This window comes from uncultured Tateyamaria sp. (genome assembly GCF_947488715.1).
Taxonomy (GTDB): Bacteria; Pseudomonadota; Alphaproteobacteria; order Rhodobacterales; family Rhodobacteraceae; genus Tateyamaria.
In genome coordinates, this window is the sequence record NZ_CANLAG010000003.1 from 387,514 (window position 1) to 402,927 (window position 15,414).

Sequence of the window (15,414 nt, forward strand, 5' to 3'; positions counted from 1 at the left end):
GTACATCTGCGTTAACGACCAAGAAATTTGGCGAAACACTCTGAAAGAGAGGCACGAGCCCATGAAACTGAAATCTTCGATCCTGATGTTGGTGGCTGCGCTGAGCGTGGCGGCCTGTACCAACCCTGACCGTTTCGGGTCGGATGGTGTGGGTGCCGGTGGCGATCCACTGGCGGGTGCGGATACCGGGATTGTTCCGGGCAGCGCGTCTGACCCGGCGTCGCCGGCTTATTTCCAGCAGGCGGTGGGTGACCGCGTGTTGTTTGCGGTGGACCAGTCCACGCTGACGCCTGAGGGCCGCAGCACGCTGGACGGTCAGGCCGCGTGGCTTTTGGCCAATGCCGATTATACTGCGGTGATCGAAGGTCACGCGGACGAACAGGGCACGCGCGAGTACAACCTGGCGCTGGGTGCGCGCAGGGCGGACGCGGCACGTGCCTATTTGCAAAGCCAGGGTGTGCCAGGGGGCCGCTTGCAGGTGGTCAGCTATGGCAAGGAGCGCCCGATCGAAGTGTGTAGTGAAGAGGCCTGCTATTCCAAGAACCGCAGGGCGGTGACGGTGTTGGCGGGTGGGTTGACCAGCTAGGTCAGCCAAACCGGGGGAAGGAATGTGATGGTTCGGTGGATTGTGGGTGCCACTTTGGCGCTGGCCCTTGTTGGGCCGCGCGCAGGGATTGCGCAGGACGGAACGCTTGCCGATATTCGGCAAGAGCTGACAGTACTGTATGTCGAGGTGCAAAAGCTCAAGCGTGAGCTGTCGACAACGGGCAGTGCCGGGTCGGGGGTGTCAGGTGGTACGTCGCTGGACCGGCTCAATGCCATTGAGGCCGAGTTGCAGCGCCTGACCGGTCAGACCGAGCAGTTGGAGTTCCGCATTGGCCGTGTGGTCAGCGATGGCACCAACCGCATCGGCGATCTGGAGTTCCGTCTGTGCGAGTTGGAAGCCGGGTGCGATATTGGTGCGTTGGGTGACACGCCGACGCTGGGCGGTGCAGGTACAACGACTGACGTCCCCGCCGTGGCCCCCGCGCCGCAGCCCGATACACAGCTTGCCACACAGGAAGAGGCGGATTTCGAGCGGGCGCAGGAGGCGCTCGCCGCCCGTGACTTTCGCGCCGCCGCAGACCAGTTTGCGACCTTCAATCAGACCTACCCCGGCGGCCCCCTACAGGTAGCGGCAGAGTTGCGCCGTGGAGAGGCGTTGGAGGGTTTGGGTGACGTGCGTGAGGGTGCGCGCGCCTATCTCGCCGCGTTCACGTTGGATCAGCGGGGGCCAATGGCCGCCGAAGCGTTGTTTCGGTTGGGTGCTGCGTTGGGCCGTTTGGGGCAAACCAACGAAGCCTGCGTGACGCTGGCAGAGGTTGGCGTGCGTTTTCCAAGTGCTGATGCGGTGTCTCAGGCGCAGGATGCGATGCGCAACATCGGTTGTGGCTGAGCCATGATCGGCCCCCTTCTCGACGCGGTGCGCGATCAGCTCAGCGGGCGGCTGCCTGAACGGCTGGCCGTTGCGGTGTCGGGCGGGGGGGATTCGGTGGCCCTTCTGGCCGTAATGGTCGAGTTTGTGCGTGAGCGCGGAATCGAGTTGCATGTCATCACGGTTGATCACGGGCTGCGCGAAGAAGCCAAGGACGAAATTGCGTTGGTCACTGACCTCTGCGCGACTTGGGACCTGCCGCATCATGTCGAGTTTTGGAAAGGGTGGAACGGCGCTGGCAATTTGCAGGCCGAGGCGCGCGACGCCCGCTATGATCTGATGGCCGACTGGGCCTATGCCAATGGCATCACCCATGTTTTGCTGGGTCACACGGCGGACGATCAGGCCGAGACGTTTGTCATGCGTCTGGCGCGTGGTGCAGGGGTTGATGGGCTGAGCGCCATGGTGCCGCGCCGTGTGCGCAATGGCATCACGTGGGTCCGGCCCTTTTTGCGCATCGAACGGTCGGCCTTGCGCAGCTATTTACGGGCGGCGCAGCTGGAGTGGTGCGAAGACCCGAGCAATGACAACCGCGATTTTGAACGCATCCGCATTCGCGACGCACTGACTGTGTTGGGGACGCTGGGCGTGCACACCGAAACGCTGGTGGACGTGGCTCACAACATGAGCCAAGCGCGCGAGGCGTTGGATTGGCAGACGTTTTTGGCCGCGCGGGATGTGGCGCAGATTGTGCGCGGTGTCGTGGCCTTTGATTTGCGCAAGTTCCGCATGCAACCGGCCGAGATTGCGCGGCGTCTGCTGTTGCATGCGCTGGGCTGGACGTCGAGTTCTACGTATCCGCCACGGCGGGATGCGGTTGCGCGCACGCTGGCGGCCATCCGGGCAGGGGACGCGGTGACGCTGGGCGGGTGCCAGATCATGGTTGAAGGCGACGTGATCTGGGTCGTGCGCGAATTGAACGCAATCAAGGACGTATCGAGCGAAATTGGTGACCTCTGGGACGAACGCTGGGTTGTGACAGGCCCCGAAGACGACCCGGATTTGCAAGTTGCACCGCTGGGATATGACGGGCTGCAATCGGTGCCGGGATGGCGCGATGCGGGACTGCCGCGAGCCGCGGCAGCGGCGTCGCCCGCCGTATGGTACGACGGTCAACTGGTGGCCGCACCCGTCGTTGGGGATGACCCTGAGTGGCGCGCAGACCTGGAAGGCGGACAAGATGCCTTTTTCGCCGCACTTTTATCGCATTGAAGAAACCGTAAGCATCTCTATCTTAGAGTAAACGCCTCGGGCCTTCGCCCGTGTGTGGCACGTATCAGGAGATTTTCCTTGGGAAACGCACGTAATATTGCCTTTTGGGTGGTTCTGTTCCTGCTGATTTTGGCCTTGTTCAACCTGTTTGGCGGGTCGGGCAACACGCTGCAAAGCCGTGAGATCAGCTATTCCGAGTTTGTGGACGCCGTCGAAGACGGATCGGTCAGCAATGTGACGCTGGACGGTGAACAGGTCCGGTTCCGCCGCGGGACAGAGGATTTCGTCACGATCAAGCCCGAGGATGCGGAGGTCACAGACCTTTTGATCGCCAACGACATCCCTGTGCGGGCGGAACAACAACAGCAATCGGGTTTCCAGACATTTATCGTGTCGCTCTTGCCCTTCCTGCTGCTGATCGGCGTTTGGGTCTATTTCATGAACCGGATGCAGGGCGGCGGCAAAGGTGGCGCCATGGGCTTTGGCAAATCCAAGGCCAAGATGCTGACCGAAAAGCATGGGCGCGTGACGTTCGACGACGTGGCGGGTATCGACGAGGCCAAGGACGAGCTGGACGAGATCGTGGAATTCCTGCGGAACCCGCAGAAGTTCTCGCGTCTTGGCGGCAAGATCCCCAAGGGCGCGCTGCTGGTGGGCCCTCCGGGTACGGGTAAGACACTGCTGGCGCGGGCCGTGGCCGGTGAGGCGGGTGTGCCGTTTTTCACCATCTCGGGTTCTGACTTCGTCGAGATGTTCGTGGGTGTGGGTGCGTCCCGTGTGCGCGACATGTTCGAGCAGGCCAAGAAAAACGCGCCCTGCATTGTGTTCATCGACGAGATTGACGCCGTGGGTCGCCACCGGGGTGCCGGCTATGGCGGCGGCAATGACGAGCGTGAGCAGACGTTGAACCAGCTGCTTGTCGAGATGGACGGTTTCGAGGCGAACGAAGGTGTGATCATCATCGCCGCCACCAACCGCAAAGACGTGCTGGACCCCGCGCTGCTGCGCCCCGGTCGTTTTGACCGTCAGGTCACTGTCGGCAATCCGGACATCAAGGGCCGTGAGAAGATTTTGGGCGTGCATGCGCGCAAGACACCGCTGGGTCCCGACGTCGATCTGCGCATCATCGCGCGCGGCACGCCTGGTTTCTCCGGTGCCGATCTGGCGAACCTCGTGAACGAGGCGGCACTGATGGCCGCACGGATCGGACGCCGTTTTGTGACGATGTTGGACTTTGAAAGTGCCAAGGACAAAGTCATGATGGGGCCGGAACGGCGAAGCATGGTGATGACCCCGGAACAAAAGGAAATGACCGCCTATCACGAGGCTGGCCACGCGTTGGTCGGGCATTTGCTGCCCAAGTGTGACCCGGTTTACAAGGCGACGATCATTCCGCGCGGCGGTGCGCTGGGCATGGTGATGAGCCTGCCCGAGATGGACCGGCTGAACATGTTCAAGGACGAGTGCCACCAGCGCTTGGCCATGACCATGGCGGGCAAGGCGGCAGAGATCCACAAATACGGACCTGATTCTGTGTCGAACGGCCCGGCGGGCGACATCCAACAGGCCAGTGCGCTGGCCCGTGCGATGGTGCTGCAATGGGGCATGTCGGACAAAGTCGGCAACATCGACTATTCCGAAGCGGCCCAAGGGTATCAGGGCAACACGGCTGGTTTCTCTGTCTCGGCCAACACTAAGGAATTGGTGGAGCAGGAAGTTCAACGCTTTATCCAGGACGGGTACGAGTGGGCGCTGAAGGTCATCACCGAGAACGAGGACGAGTTCGAGCGTCTGGCGCAAGGTCTGTTGGAATACGAAACACTGACTGGCGAAGAGATCGAGCGCGTGATGCGGGGTGATCCGCCGCAGAGCCCGGACGACGAAGACGGCGGGTCGAAAGTCGAAGACAAGAAGCCCAGCCTGACTGCGATCCCCAAGGCCAAGAAGAAGTCCGGCCCCTCGGGCGATGGCGGGATGGAGCCGGAACCGGCCGGCTGATTCTGAGCTGAAAAGTTAACGAAGGACCCGCCGCGCTGGCGGGTCTTTTGCGTTCTGGGGTCACGTTTGCGCCAGCGGGGTTGCGCAGTAGGCAACGACTGGGCAGGTTGGGAACCATGCAGTTCCTTATATCTGTCCTGCGGTCTGTGCCGCTTTTCTATGTCGTGCTGATGTGGCCGGGGCGCTATGTGCTTTGGGGGCTGTGGGATAGCGACGCGTACTATCCCGCGCTGATGTATGACAGCGGGGTGTGGAGCGTGCGATTGCTGATCGCCGCTCTTGCGGTGACGCCGACGCTGTTGCTGATCAACCGGATCGGACGGGGGCAGGCGTTGGGCCGCTGGCTGTTGCCGCGTCGTAGGCATTTGGGCATTGCGTCGGCGCTCTATGCTGGGCTGCATTTGATCCACTATGTGCGGGCGTTGGGTGGCTTGGATGCCATCATCTTTGACCTGCGATTTCTGGCCTATCAGACCGGGTGGGCGAGCCTGATCCTTTTGCTGGTGCTGGCTGCGACGTCCAACGCCCGTGCTGTGCGGGCGATGGGCAAGGGGTGGAAACGCTTGCATCTCTGGGTCTATCCGGCGGGCGTGCTGGCGTTGTGGCATTGGTATCTGCTGGATTGGTACACTGGCCGCATTCTGTTCTGGTGCGGCGTTTTCATGGTGCCGATTGTGGCAAAGTGGGTCTTGCGACGGGTGCGTGTGCGGTTCTTTGCCTGACGGTTCACGAATTGTGGGGGCGGCGTAAGGAAACGTCATTGGTCTGGTGGCGTGGGTGCTGGTACCACCAAGGCAACCAATCAGGAGATGACGCATGCCCGCGCTCACGCCCACATCGTTCACCGCCCGTATCACATGGCTGGGCCACGTGCCCGACCGCACCGCCAGCTTGCGTGCGGTTTCGGTTGACCATGTGGATGCCACGCTGGACGGGTTCCCCGGCGAGGCGCACGGTGGCCCGACGCGTGCGTCCTGTGTGCGGGTGGCGTCGCAATACCCCGAAGGTACCACGATCCGTAACGTGCGCCAATTGAGCGTCCTCAGCGCCGAAGAGCTGGCAATGACCGCGCAGGAGATGGGGCTGGATGCCATTGATCCGGCGTGGGTCGGCGCGTCGATGGTGATTGAGGGTATTCCAGAGTTCAGCAAGGTACCGCCATCATCGCGCCTGATGGCGCCGAGCGGTGCGGGCATTGCCATCGACATGGAAAACCGCCCCTGCATCTTTCCCGGCAAAGAGATCGAGCAAGAGGCCGCAGGGTTTGGTCGCCTGTACAAGCCAGCGGCCAAGAACCGGCGCGGTGTGACAGCGTGGGTCGAGTTTGGCGGGCGTCTGGCGGTTGGCGACGTGTTGACCCTGCACGTGCCGGACCAAAACGTGTGGAGCCATCTGGACGCAGCACGTGCCGGGTGATGGTCGGATTTTGCTGACCTGAGAGCATTTGAGCGGCGCGCTTTTTGCCGCTGTTCGCATGACACGGATGTTGGTGATGCTGACGGGCTGTGGAATACAGCAAACACGAAACCTTGTTCCTGCATCGCGCTGACCGTTTCCGAAATGAAACCCGCGCGGTCGTTTGGGCCGCTCTGTCGCTGTGAAATGTCGGAATCGCGCGCATGTCCCCTAGGCATGCGGCTGTATGCAGGCCACGACAGACGGACCCATTTACACGGCGGGGAGCACCATGGCCTATAAATCCGACATCGAAATCGCACGTGAGGCGAGCAAGCAACCGATCCAGGAGATCGGTGCCAAGCTGGGGATTTCCAGCGATGATCTGCTGCCCTACGGCCACGACAAGGCCAAGGTCAGCCAGTCGTTTATCAACGGCGTGCAGGACCGCGAAAACGGCAAGCTGATCCTTGTCACGGCCATCAACCCGACGCCCGCGGGCGAGGGCAAGACCACGACGACCGTGGGTCTGGGTGACGGTCTGAACCGCATCGGGAAGAACGCCTGCGTGTGTATCCGCGAAGCGTCGCTTGGCCCGAACTTTGGCATGAAGGGCGGGGCTGCCGGGGGTGGTTACGCACAGATCGTGCCAATGGAAGAGATGAACCTGCACTTTACCGGTGACTTTCACGCCATCACATCCGCCCACTCGCTGCTGAGCGCGATGATCGACAACCACATCTATTGGGGCAACAGTCTTGAGATCGACACACGCCGTGTTGTGTGGCGTCGGGTCGTGGACATGAATGACCGCGCGCTGCGCCAGATCACGGCCAGCCTGGGCGGGGTTGCCAACGGCTTCCCACGCGAAGCGGGTTTCGACATCACTGTGGCCTCCGAGGTTATGGCGATCCTGTGTCTGGCCAAGGACCTCAAGGATCTGCAAAAGCGTCTGGGCGACATGATCGTGGCCTACCGCCGCGACCGTTCGCCGGTCTTTGCACGCGACATCAAGGCCGATGGCGCCATGACCGTTCTGCTCAAGGACGCGATGCAGCCGAACCTGGTGCAGACGCTGGAAAACAACCCGGCCTTTGTGCACGGCGGCCCGTTCGCGAACATCGCGCATGGCTGTAACTCGGTCATCGCGACGACCACAGCGCTGAAACTGGCCGACTATGTTGTGACCGAGGCGGGCTTTGGTGCCGATCTGGGTGCTGAGAAGTTCATGAACATCAAGTGCCGCAAGGCGGGCCTGTCCCCGTCGGTTGTGGTCTGCGTGGCCACCGTGCGCGCGATGAAGATGAACGGCGGTGTGGCCAAGGCGGACCTCGGGGCGGAGAACGTCGACGCGGTCAAGGCCGGTTGCCCGAACCTGGGCCGTCACATTGAGAACCTGAAGTCTTTTGGTGTACCGGTGGTCGTGGCGATCAACCACTTTGTCACCGACACCGATGCCGAAGTGCAGGCCGTCAAGGATTTCGTCGCCGCACAAGGTGCCGAGGCAATCCTGTCGCGTCACTGGGAACTGGGCTCCGAAGGCTCCGCGGATCTTGCGACCAAAGTGGCCGAGCTGGCCGATGCGGACACCGCGAACTTTGCGCCGATCTATCCCGATGAGATGCCGTTGGCGGAAAAGATCCAGACCATCGCCAAGCGTATCTACCGCGCGGACGAAGCGCTGATGGATCAGAAGATCCGCGATCAGCTGAAGCTGTGGGAAGAGCAGGGATACGGCCATCTGCCGGTCTGCATGGCGAAAACGCAGTACTCGTTCTCGACCGATCCAAACCTGCGCGGTGCGCCCACGGGCCATTCGGTGCCTGTGCGCGAAGTGCGTCTGTCGGCCGGTGCCGGGTTCATCGTCGCGGTCTGCGGCGAGATCATGACCATGCCGGGCCTGCCACGTGTGCCGTCGGCTGAGAACATCATGCTGAACGACGCGGGCCAGATCGAAGGTCTGTTCTGAACGACAGCTCTCGTAGGGTGCGCCAAGCGTGCACCCTACGCCTGCGTGATGTTTCCGTGCGCTCACGTTTTGGGCAAAGCGGCGTAATGCGATTGACCCAAGGGCCTCTGACCGTCCAGCGTAAAGCACAGTGACCTTAGGAGGAAAGACCATGACCAGACTGTTCGCCCTGATCCTGACATTGATGGCTGTGAGCGTGACAACCGCCGCCGCCAGTGACCGGTATGCCGGGTATTACTACCCCGATGTCACCTCGACCGAAGAGTTCAGCCGTGTGATCCGCGAAGCGCCGCAATCCAGCAAAGGCGTGCGTGTCGAGTTTGTGACCAACCTGACAGTGGCGCAACTGGCGGCCCCGGAAAGCCCGCGGTTCGTGTTCTTTGCCAAGGGCGACGACGCCAAGCATCTGACCGTCATTGCCCTGGATGATGACGTGTTTTCAACCCTTTACCGGGCGCGCGCGGTGCTGGCGCAGATGACGTCAAACATGCGCAACAACGAGTTTTTCCGCCAACAGAACCTGCAGTTCGTGGCGACGTTTTTCGACCTTTTGCAGTTCATGGAATTTGACACGCTGGTGATCAGCGATGGTGAGACATGGGCGCATGAGGTGACTTTCACGCGATGAACCGAGAAGGAACGGCGATGACCGCGACGACCATTGATGGCAAGGCCTTTGCGGCCAAGGTACGCAGCGATGTGGCAGCCCATGTCACACGGCTGAAGGAGGACCACGGGATCACGCCCGGTCTGGCGGTCATTCTGGTGGGTGAGGACCCGGCGAGCGAGGTCTATGTCGCGGCCAAGCACAGGCAAACCGTCGAGGTTGGCATGGCGTCGTTCGAGCACAAGTTGCCGGCGGATGTGTCTGAGGCGGATCTGTTCGCGCTGATTGATCAGTTGAATGCGGACCCGTCGGTGCATGGCATCCTGTGCCAGTTCCCGGTGCCGGATCATCTGGACGAACGCGCCGTGGTGGCGCGGATTGATCCGTCGAAGGATGTGGATGGGCTGAGTGTCGTGAATGCGGGCCTTTTGGCCAGTGGCGAGACTGGTTTGGTGTCGTGCACGCCCTTGGGGTGTCTGATGCTGTTGCGCGATCAGTTAGGCAACATGTCGGGGATGGAGGCAGTGGTGATTGGCCGCTCGAACCTCTTTGGCAAGCCGATGGGGCAGTTGTTGCTGCGCGAGAACTGCACCGTGACGATTGCGCATTCGCGCACCAAGGATCTGGCCGAGGTGTGCGCGCGTGCGGATATTCTGGTGGCGGCCGTGGGTCGGGCCGAGATGGTCGAAGCCGATTGGATCAAGCCCGGCGCCACGGTCATCGATGTGGGCATCACCCGCGCGCCGCACCCGGACAAGCCCGGCAAGTCCAAGCTGTTGGGCGATGTGAATTTTGCGCAGGCCGTGACTGTGGCCAAGGCTGTGACGCCTGTGCCGGGTGGTGTGGGGCCGATGACCATCGCCTGCCTGTTGGCCAACACGATCACCGCCTGTTGCCGTGCGCATGGGTTGGACGCGCCCGAAGGTCTGACGGCCTAGGCCTTGACCGGCACCATCGTGCCTTGCAGCACAGCGACGAGGGTTTCGCGGCCATCCGTGACGGCGAACACCTCTGACGTGACTACGATAAGGCGACGGCCGGGTTTGATGACCCGGCCTTTTGCTATGAGGCGTTCGCCTGTGGCTGGGGCGGTGAGGTTGATCTTGATCTCTGCGGTGACGACTTCCTGATCGTCCGGCAGGGTGGTGAGCGCGGCGTAGCCCGCAGCACTGTCGCCCAGCCCAAAGGTCAGCGCGGCATGGGCGAACCCCTGTTGCTGGCGGCATCCGGGCAGGATCGGGGCGGAGATCGTCACCAGCCCCGGCTCGACCGCGTCGAGTGTCGCCCCGAAGGTTGTCATCATGCTTTGCTGGGCAAAGCTGGCAGCAATCCGGTTGGTCATAGCGCCCCCCGCGGCATGGGCACCTGTACGGGGCGCGCGCCGGTCATGATGGCGGCGGCGTCGGGGCGCATGAGGCGCGACAGGGTGCTGTCGTGGCTGCGCAGGCCGCCAGTATAAGTGCCATAGGCAGGCATCACCAATCGGTCACTGTCGATCAGAAAGGCGGGCCTTGTGATTGCACGGCCGCGTGTGGGCAGGGTGGCCTTGGGGTGGTAGTGGCCCGAGATTTCACCACTGGCGCCCGGCTTGGCGATGTGGCGGAAGGTGACGGACCCGATGGGCAGTTCGGCCAGGTGCGTGCCGCCAAATTCGATTGGGCCGGGGTCGTGGTTGCCTTCGATCCAGACCCAGCGGCGACCGGCTTGCAGGCGTGTGATCCAGAGGCGTTCGTCTTCGGGCAGGCTGCGGGCGGCGGTGAGGTCGTCAAAGCTGTCGCCCAGACAGACGACTGTGCGTGCGCCGGTTTTGTCGAGATCGGAGACAAGGCGGGTGAGTGTGTCGCGTGTCTCGTAGGGGGGGAGCTGCATGCCAGAGCGTCGGGCGATGCGTTCGGCCTTGCCCAAGTGGAGATCGGAGACGCAAAGCAGGTTCTGGTCGGGCCAAAGTAGCGCGCCGGAGCCAAGCGCCTTGAGCGCGGCACCGGCCAGTGAGAGATCGCACGTGTTCATACTTTGTTCATATATGGGCGATGTGTTTGCTTCAAGGCTGCTGTAGATTGGGGCTCTGCCCCAAACCCCGGAGTTTTTTTGGCAAGATGAAAGAGCTTTAGAATGGGACGCGCCAGTCCTTGCGTTTGGGTTCGGGGGGCAGTCCGGCTGTGGTCATCAGGCGTTCGGCCTCTTCGGCGAGGAGCTTTTCTTCGGCCAGTCCTTTGATCGGGACGCGGCCTACTTCGAGCATGAGGGGTGCGGCGAGGGGGGTGATGCGGTCGTGCTCGATGAGGTCTATGCGGTTGCCGATGCGCGCGCACATTTCCTCGATCCGGCCAAAGTCAACGAGGCCGCGCATGGCCTCTTGGCGGGTGATGTGCAGCATGAGGTGGTCGGGGTCGTATTTGGCCAGCGTGTCATAGAGGATGTCGGAACTGAACGTCGCTTGCCGTCCGGTTTTGCGGTTTGACGGCAGGTTGCGTTCGATGAGACCCGCGATGGTGGCCGAGGCACGGAAGGTGCGTTTCATCACGGCATTGCCTGCGAGCCATGTGTCCAGGCCATTGCGCAGGGCGTCGATGTCGAAGAGGGGGGCGGGATCGGTGATCTTGTCGAGGCCCCAGATCAGGGTGGCGTAGTCCGTCGCGAGGAAACCCAGCGGGTTGAGGCCGGTTTCCTCCATCCGTTTGGTCAGGAGAAGGCCCAGTGTCTGCATCGCGTTGCGCCCGGCAAATCCGTAGACGGCAGTGTGGATGCGGTTGTCATGTGGGAAGCTTTCGATCAGCAGGCGGCCCGGTTCTGGCAGGCGGCTGACTTTGCGTTGCAAGCTGAGCCATTCGGCGGTGTGTGGCGGCAGGGCGGGCCATGTGTCCTGTTGGAACATCTCGATGATGCGGTGGCTGAGCTGCGTTGAGGTGGCGAATTTGGTGCCCATGAAGGTGGCGATTTTGGGTTTCTTGGCAGCGTCGCGGGTCACCTGGACGGTCATTTCGCGTAATGAATCATAGCGCACGATCTGGCCGCCGATCAGGAACGTGTCACCGGGGGTGAGGGTGGCGGCAAAGCCTTCTTCGATCTCGCCCAGGGGTTTGCCGCCGCGGCCCTTGAAGCGGACCTTGAGCGTGTCGGTGTCCTGGATCGTGCCGATGTTCATGCGGATGCGTTGGGCGCTGCGCGGGTCGCGGAGTTGCCAGTGGCCGTCGGGACGTTGTTGCAGGCGTTTCCATTGGTCGTAGGCGCGCAGGGCGTAGCCGCCCGTGGCGCAGAAATCGAGGCATGCGTCGAAATCGGGGCGTGTGAGGGTGCTGTAGGCGCCGGTGCTGGTGACCTCGTTATAAAGCGCGTCGGCGCAGAACGGCCCGGCGCAAGCGACAATCAGGATGTGTTGGCAGAGCGCGTCGCGGGGGCCGGGGCCGCGTGGGTCGCCGTCCAGCGCGCCCGCCTTGACCGCATCGAGGGCGGCCACGCATTCTACGACTTCGAAGCGGTTGGCGGGGACAAGCAGCGCCTTGGACGGCGCATTGTAGCGGTGATTGGCGCGGCCGATCCGTTGGACGAGGCGTTTGACGTTCTTGGGTGCACCGACCTGAATGATCAGATCAACGTCGCCCCAATCGATGCCAAGATCGAGCGTGCCGGTGCAGACGATGGCCTTGAGTTGGCCGTCAACCATGGCCTGTTCGACCTTTTCCCGCTGTTGGCGGTCGAGCGATCCGTGGTGAATGCCGATGGGCAGCCCTTCGTCATTGGCGAGCCAGATGTTGTGGAAGTAAAGCTCAGCCTGGGCACGGGTGTTGTGGAAGATGAGCGTGGTTTTGTGTTTCTTAACCTGCTCCAGCACGGCGGGGATCGCGTATTTGCCGCCCGAGCCGGACCACGGCGGGGCCTCGTCGGTCACCAGCATCTGGATGTCGGGGGCGGGTCCGGGATCGGCGTGCAGAATGTCACAGGGGTCGGGGTGCCGGGCCAGAAGGTGGGCGATGGCGGCGGGGTCCTCGACCGTGGCCGATAGGCCCACGCGTTTGAGGTCGGGGCGCAGGCCCTGCAACCGGCTGAGGGCCAGGAACATCTGGTCGCCCCGTTTGCTTTCGGCCAGAGCGTGGATTTCGTCGACGATCACCCGTTTGAGGCCCGCGAACATGCGCTGCGCGTCCTCGTAACTGGTGAGCAGGGCGAGGCTTTCCGGTGTGGTGAGCAGGATGTGCGGCGGGTCGGCGCGTTGGCGTTTCTTTTGCGTGGCCGAGGTGTCGCCGGTGCGGTCTTCGATCCGGATGTCGAGGCCCATTTCTTCGACGGGTGTGCGCAGGTTGCGTTTGATGTCTGTGGCCAGCGCCTTGAGCGGTGAGATGTAGAGGGTGTGCAGGCCCTCGTGATCGCCCTCGGCCAGTTCGGCCAGTGTGGGCAGGAACCCGGCCAGCGTCTTGCCGCCGCCTGTGGGGGCGATCAGCAGGAGGGCCGCGTCGTCCGCGCGGTCCAGCATCTGTTGCTGGTGGGGATGGATGGACCATCCTTTGGCGGCGAACCAGTCGGCGAACATCTGGGGGAGGGGCGTCATCAGACGCAATGTAGCGAGGACAGCGCCAGTGGGAAGTGGCGGCTTGCATCTTTCCTACCTCGGCACAGTGTGCGGGACTGCTGTGATTAGCGGTAAGGTTTGAGGGCGCGGACGGTGGCTTGGACTTGTTTCGGCAGGGCGGTGTCTGCGCCGTCAGGTGCTGCATCGAGGGCTGCGGCGACGTCTTTGACCAGGATACCGATGGAATTGTCCGGGGCGTAACCGTCGCGCGCAAATTCAATGGTGTCAAAGCCCGAGGCGAGCCAGTTTTGGCCCGAAGACGTCTCGATCAGGTTGAGAAGGGCCGTTTGATCCAAGCCCGCGTCGGCAGCCCAGTCCAGTACCAGCCGCGTCATGGCCGTGTGTGAGGCCGCCAGCAGGTTGTTGAGCACCTTGGCCTGCATGCCGGCACCGTATGCGCCCATGTGATGAAAGTGCTGACCCATAAAGGCCAGAAGCGGCAGTGCTTCGTCGATGTCGTCGCGGGTGCCGCCCAGCATAAAGGACAACGAACGGTTCTGTGCGGCGATGCGCGCGCCGGACATGGGGGCGTCGATGAGGGTGATGTGCTCCGGCACACGGTCGCGCAGCCCGCGCACATAGCGCGGTGACAGGGTGGAACATATGAAGATGCGGCGCAGGTTGGGCGCGGTGCCCATCAGGTTCTGGGTGTCGAACAAAAGTGCGTTGGTTTCGGTTTCATCGCGGACCACCGAAAACAGGGTTTCCAGCCGTGGCGCGAAGGCCATGATATTGTCCGTCACCTGCGGCATATCGCTTTTGGCAATGTCAAAGCCCTGCGCGCGTGCGCCTGCGTCGCACAGCGCCTGCAACATCGGGCCACCCATGCGGCCACAGCCCGCCACGCCAATCATTTGACGATATGTTCGTCCTTGACGAACATGTTGGCCCAGGCGCGGTCGATCAGGTCGGGGCGCATTTGCAGGGGGATGCCTTCGAAATTGCAGATGGACACCATCTGATCCACGAGGAAATTCGGCTGATAGTTGGCATATATGTTGTCGATGGTCGGGTATTTGACCTTGAGCAGGTGGATCAGTGCCTCTTCGTTGAGGGCCATCCCCTTTTTCTTGGCAACCATGGCAAAGATCTTGAGGAAGTTTGCCTGGTTTGGCCCGTCGATCTTGATCTTGAAGAAGATCCGGCGCAGGGCGGCCTGGTCAAAAATCTCGTTGGGGTGGAAGTTGGTCGAGAAGACGACCAGCGTGTCGAAGGGGACCTCGAATTTCTCGCCCGATTGCAGGGCGAGGATGTCCTTGGACTCCTCCAGCGGGACGATCCAGCGGTTGACCAGCGCCTGCGGCGGTTCGGCCTGACGACCAAGGTCGTCCACGATAAAGATGCCGCCCGTCGATTTGAGCTGGAGCGGGGCCTGATAGGTCCGCGCGGTAGGGTTGTAGACAAGATCGAGCATGTCGAGCGACAGCTCACCCCCTGTGATCACCGTAGGCCGTTCGCATTTCACATAGCGTTTGTCATAGGGCGTGCGGCGGCGCAGGGCGTTGGGGTCTTGTTGTTCTTCCTTCGCCAGAATGTGCACGATGGGGTCATAGACGGTGATCACCTGACCCGCGTATTCGATGGCGCGCGGCACGTAGACCTGATCACCCAGCGCGTCACGTATGCCGTTCGAGATCGACGATTTCCCGTTGCCGGGTGGGCCATACATCAGGATCGAGCGCCCGGCCGACACGGCTGGCCCAAGCTGGTCCAACAGGTCGTCCGGCAGGACGAGGTGACCCATCGCACCGGTCAACTGTTGGCGTGTGACCATGATGTTGCGGATCGACTGGCGTTTGACTTGCTCGCGGTAGACCTCGAGCGGCACTGGCATGGCGCCGAAATATTCCGACTGCGCCAGCGCGTCGAGCGCGCGCGCCTTGCCGCCATCGGTCAACTGATAACCCATTTCGTTGGTGTTGTTGGCATTCAGCGTGCCCGTCGCTTCCATCAAACGCTGGTCGCGGCACATGTCGATCAGCTCCTGCACAACCGGAATGGGCAGACACATCGCTTCGCTGAGGTCCGACACCATGTCGAGGTTCTTGCGGAACATGGTTTTGAGCAGGATGTCCCGCATCATCACCACGGGCAATTTCATGTCCTGGATCCGCTTGGGCGCGGGGGGCGCAATCACGTCTGCGACTTGCATATTCATGGGAAACGGGCCTGCTGCTGCTTTTGCTTTGCAT

The 15,414-nt window shown here is 62.2% G+C and carries 14 protein-coding genes; 9 read left to right on the forward strand and 5 right to left on the reverse strand.

Annotated elements, in window-relative coordinates; all coding sequences use genetic code 11:
* Positions 1 to 61: 61 nt before the first annotated feature.
* From pal to folD, 9 genes are all read left to right on the forward strand, one after another.
* Positions 62 to 586, forward strand: a complete 525-nt coding sequence (gene pal, locus Q0936_RS09755; RefSeq protein ID WP_299297640.1) for a peptidoglycan-associated lipoprotein Pal — start codon at positions 62 to 64, stop codon at positions 584 to 586.
* A gap of 27 nt (positions 587 to 613) precedes the next feature.
* Positions 614 to 1,435: a tetratricopeptide repeat protein gene (locus Q0936_RS09760; RefSeq protein WP_299297639.1), complete on the forward strand. Its 822-nt coding sequence runs from the start codon at positions 614 to 616 to the stop codon at positions 1,433 to 1,435.
* Positions 1,436 to 1,438: 3 nt separating this feature from the next.
* Positions 1,439 to 2,686: a tRNA lysidine(34) synthetase TilS gene (tilS, locus tag Q0936_RS09765; RefSeq protein WP_299297638.1), complete on the forward strand. Its 1,248-nt coding sequence runs from the start codon at positions 1,439 to 1,441 to the stop codon at positions 2,684 to 2,686.
* Between the two features lie 78 nt (positions 2,687 to 2,764).
* Positions 2,765 to 4,684: an ATP-dependent zinc metalloprotease FtsH gene (gene ftsH / locus Q0936_RS09770; protein WP_299141450.1), complete on the forward strand. Its 1,920-nt coding sequence runs from the start codon at positions 2,765 to 2,767 to the stop codon at positions 4,682 to 4,684.
* 116 nt (positions 4,685 to 4,800) lie between these two features.
* On the forward strand, positions 4,801 to 5,406 hold the full coding sequence (locus Q0936_RS09775; protein WP_299296382.1) for a ferric reductase-like transmembrane domain-containing protein: 606 nt from the start codon (positions 4,801 to 4,803) through the stop codon (positions 5,404 to 5,406).
* 94 nt (positions 5,407 to 5,500) lie between these two features.
* On the forward strand, positions 5,501 to 6,100 hold the full coding sequence (locus tag Q0936_RS09780) for a sulfurase (protein ID WP_299296380.1): 600 nt from the start codon (positions 5,501 to 5,503) through the stop codon (positions 6,098 to 6,100).
* Between the two features lie 271 nt (positions 6,101 to 6,371).
* The gene (locus tag Q0936_RS09785) at positions 6,372 to 8,048 is read left to right on the forward strand and encodes a formate--tetrahydrofolate ligase (protein WP_299296376.1); all 1,677 of its coding nucleotides are present in this window, start codon (positions 6,372 to 6,374) and stop codon (positions 8,046 to 8,048) included.
* Between the two features lie 151 nt (positions 8,049 to 8,199).
* Positions 8,200 to 8,676 (forward strand): hypothetical protein, encoded by a 477-nt coding sequence (locus tag Q0936_RS09790; RefSeq protein WP_299296374.1) that lies wholly within the window; start codon positions 8,200 to 8,202, stop codon positions 8,674 to 8,676.
* Positions 8,677 to 8,693: 17 nt separating this feature from the next.
* Positions 8,694 to 9,593 carry a bifunctional methylenetetrahydrofolate dehydrogenase/methenyltetrahydrofolate cyclohydrolase FolD gene (folD, locus tag Q0936_RS09795; protein WP_299296371.1) on the forward strand — a complete coding sequence of 300 codons (900 nt, stop codon included), beginning with the start codon at positions 8,694 to 8,696 and terminating at the stop codon, positions 9,591 to 9,593.
* Here the strand turns inward: folD and Q0936_RS09800 are convergent.
* The 5 genes from Q0936_RS09800 to Q0936_RS09820 form a co-directional block, all read right to left on the reverse strand.
* The gene (locus Q0936_RS09800) at positions 9,590 to 9,997 is read right to left on the reverse strand and encodes a PaaI family thioesterase (protein WP_299296368.1); all 408 of its coding nucleotides are present in this window, start codon (positions 9,995 to 9,997) and stop codon (positions 9,590 to 9,592) included. The two genes, folD and Q0936_RS09800, sit on opposite strands and share 4 nt — an antisense overlap.
* On the reverse strand, positions 9,994 to 10,665 hold the full coding sequence (pdeM, locus tag Q0936_RS09805) for a ligase-associated DNA damage response endonuclease PdeM (RefSeq protein ID WP_299296365.1): 672 nt from the start codon (positions 10,663 to 10,665) through the stop codon (positions 9,994 to 9,996). Before pdeM ends, Q0936_RS09800 begins: the two co-directional genes overlap by 4 nt.
* A gap of 97 nt (positions 10,666 to 10,762) precedes the next feature.
* Positions 10,763 to 13,201: a ligase-associated DNA damage response DEXH box helicase gene (locus Q0936_RS09810; RefSeq protein WP_299296362.1), complete on the reverse strand. Its 2,439-nt coding sequence runs from the start codon at positions 13,199 to 13,201 to the stop codon at positions 10,763 to 10,765.
* Positions 13,202 to 13,287: 86 nt separating this feature from the next.
* Positions 13,288 to 14,076, reverse strand: a complete 789-nt coding sequence (locus tag Q0936_RS09815; RefSeq protein WP_299296359.1) for an NAD(P)-binding domain-containing protein — start codon at positions 14,074 to 14,076, stop codon at positions 13,288 to 13,290.
* On the reverse strand, positions 14,073 to 15,380 hold the full coding sequence (locus tag Q0936_RS09820) for an ATPase (protein WP_299141435.1): 1,308 nt from the start codon (positions 15,378 to 15,380) through the stop codon (positions 14,073 to 14,075). The genes Q0936_RS09815 and Q0936_RS09820 overlap by 4 nt, the downstream gene beginning before the upstream one ends.
* Positions 15,381 to 15,414: the final 34 nt, after the last annotated feature.

Bases quoted from the DNA above. Each gene is read 5' to 3' on its own strand.
- Q0936_RS09785 (WP_299296376.1), top strand. From the start codon at position 6,372: ATGGCCTATAAATCCGACATCGAAATCGCACGTGAGGCGAGCAAGCAA.
- pal (WP_299297640.1), top strand. From the start codon at position 62: ATGAAACTGAAATCTTCGATCCTGATGTTGGTGGCTGCGCTGAGCGTG.
- folD (WP_299296371.1), top strand. From the start codon at position 8,694: ATGACCGCGACGACCATTGATGGCAAGGCCTTTGCGGCCAAGGTACGC.
- Q0936_RS09780 (WP_299296380.1), top strand. From the start codon at position 5,501: ATGCCCGCGCTCACGCCCACATCGTTCACCGCCCGTATCACATGGCTG.
- pdeM (WP_299296365.1), bottom strand. From the start codon at position 10,665: ATGAACACGTGCGATCTCTCACTGGCCGGTGCCGCGCTCAAGGCGCTT.
- Q0936_RS09775 (WP_299296382.1), top strand. From the start codon at position 4,801: ATGCAGTTCCTTATATCTGTCCTGCGGTCTGTGCCGCTTTTCTATGTC.
- Q0936_RS09820 (WP_299141435.1), bottom strand. From the start codon at position 15,380: ATGAATATGCAAGTCGCAGACGTGATTGCGCCCCCCGCGCCCAAGCGG.
- Q0936_RS09800 (WP_299296368.1), bottom strand. From the start codon at position 9,997: ATGACCAACCGGATTGCTGCCAGCTTTGCCCAGCAAAGCATGATGACA.
- Q0936_RS09815 (WP_299296359.1), bottom strand. From the start codon at position 14,076: ATGATTGGCGTGGCGGGCTGTGGCCGCATGGGTGGCCCGATGTTGCAG.
- tilS (WP_299297638.1), top strand. From the start codon at position 1,439: ATGATCGGCCCCCTTCTCGACGCGGTGCGCGATCAGCTCAGCGGGCGG.
- Q0936_RS09810 (WP_299296362.1), bottom strand. From the start codon at position 13,201: ATGACGCCCCTCCCCCAGATGTTCGCCGACTGGTTCGCCGCCAAAGGA.
- Q0936_RS09790 (WP_299296374.1), top strand. From the start codon at position 8,200: ATGACCAGACTGTTCGCCCTGATCCTGACATTGATGGCTGTGAGCGTG.
- Q0936_RS09760 (WP_299297639.1), top strand. From the start codon at position 614: ATGGTTCGGTGGATTGTGGGTGCCACTTTGGCGCTGGCCCTTGTTGGG.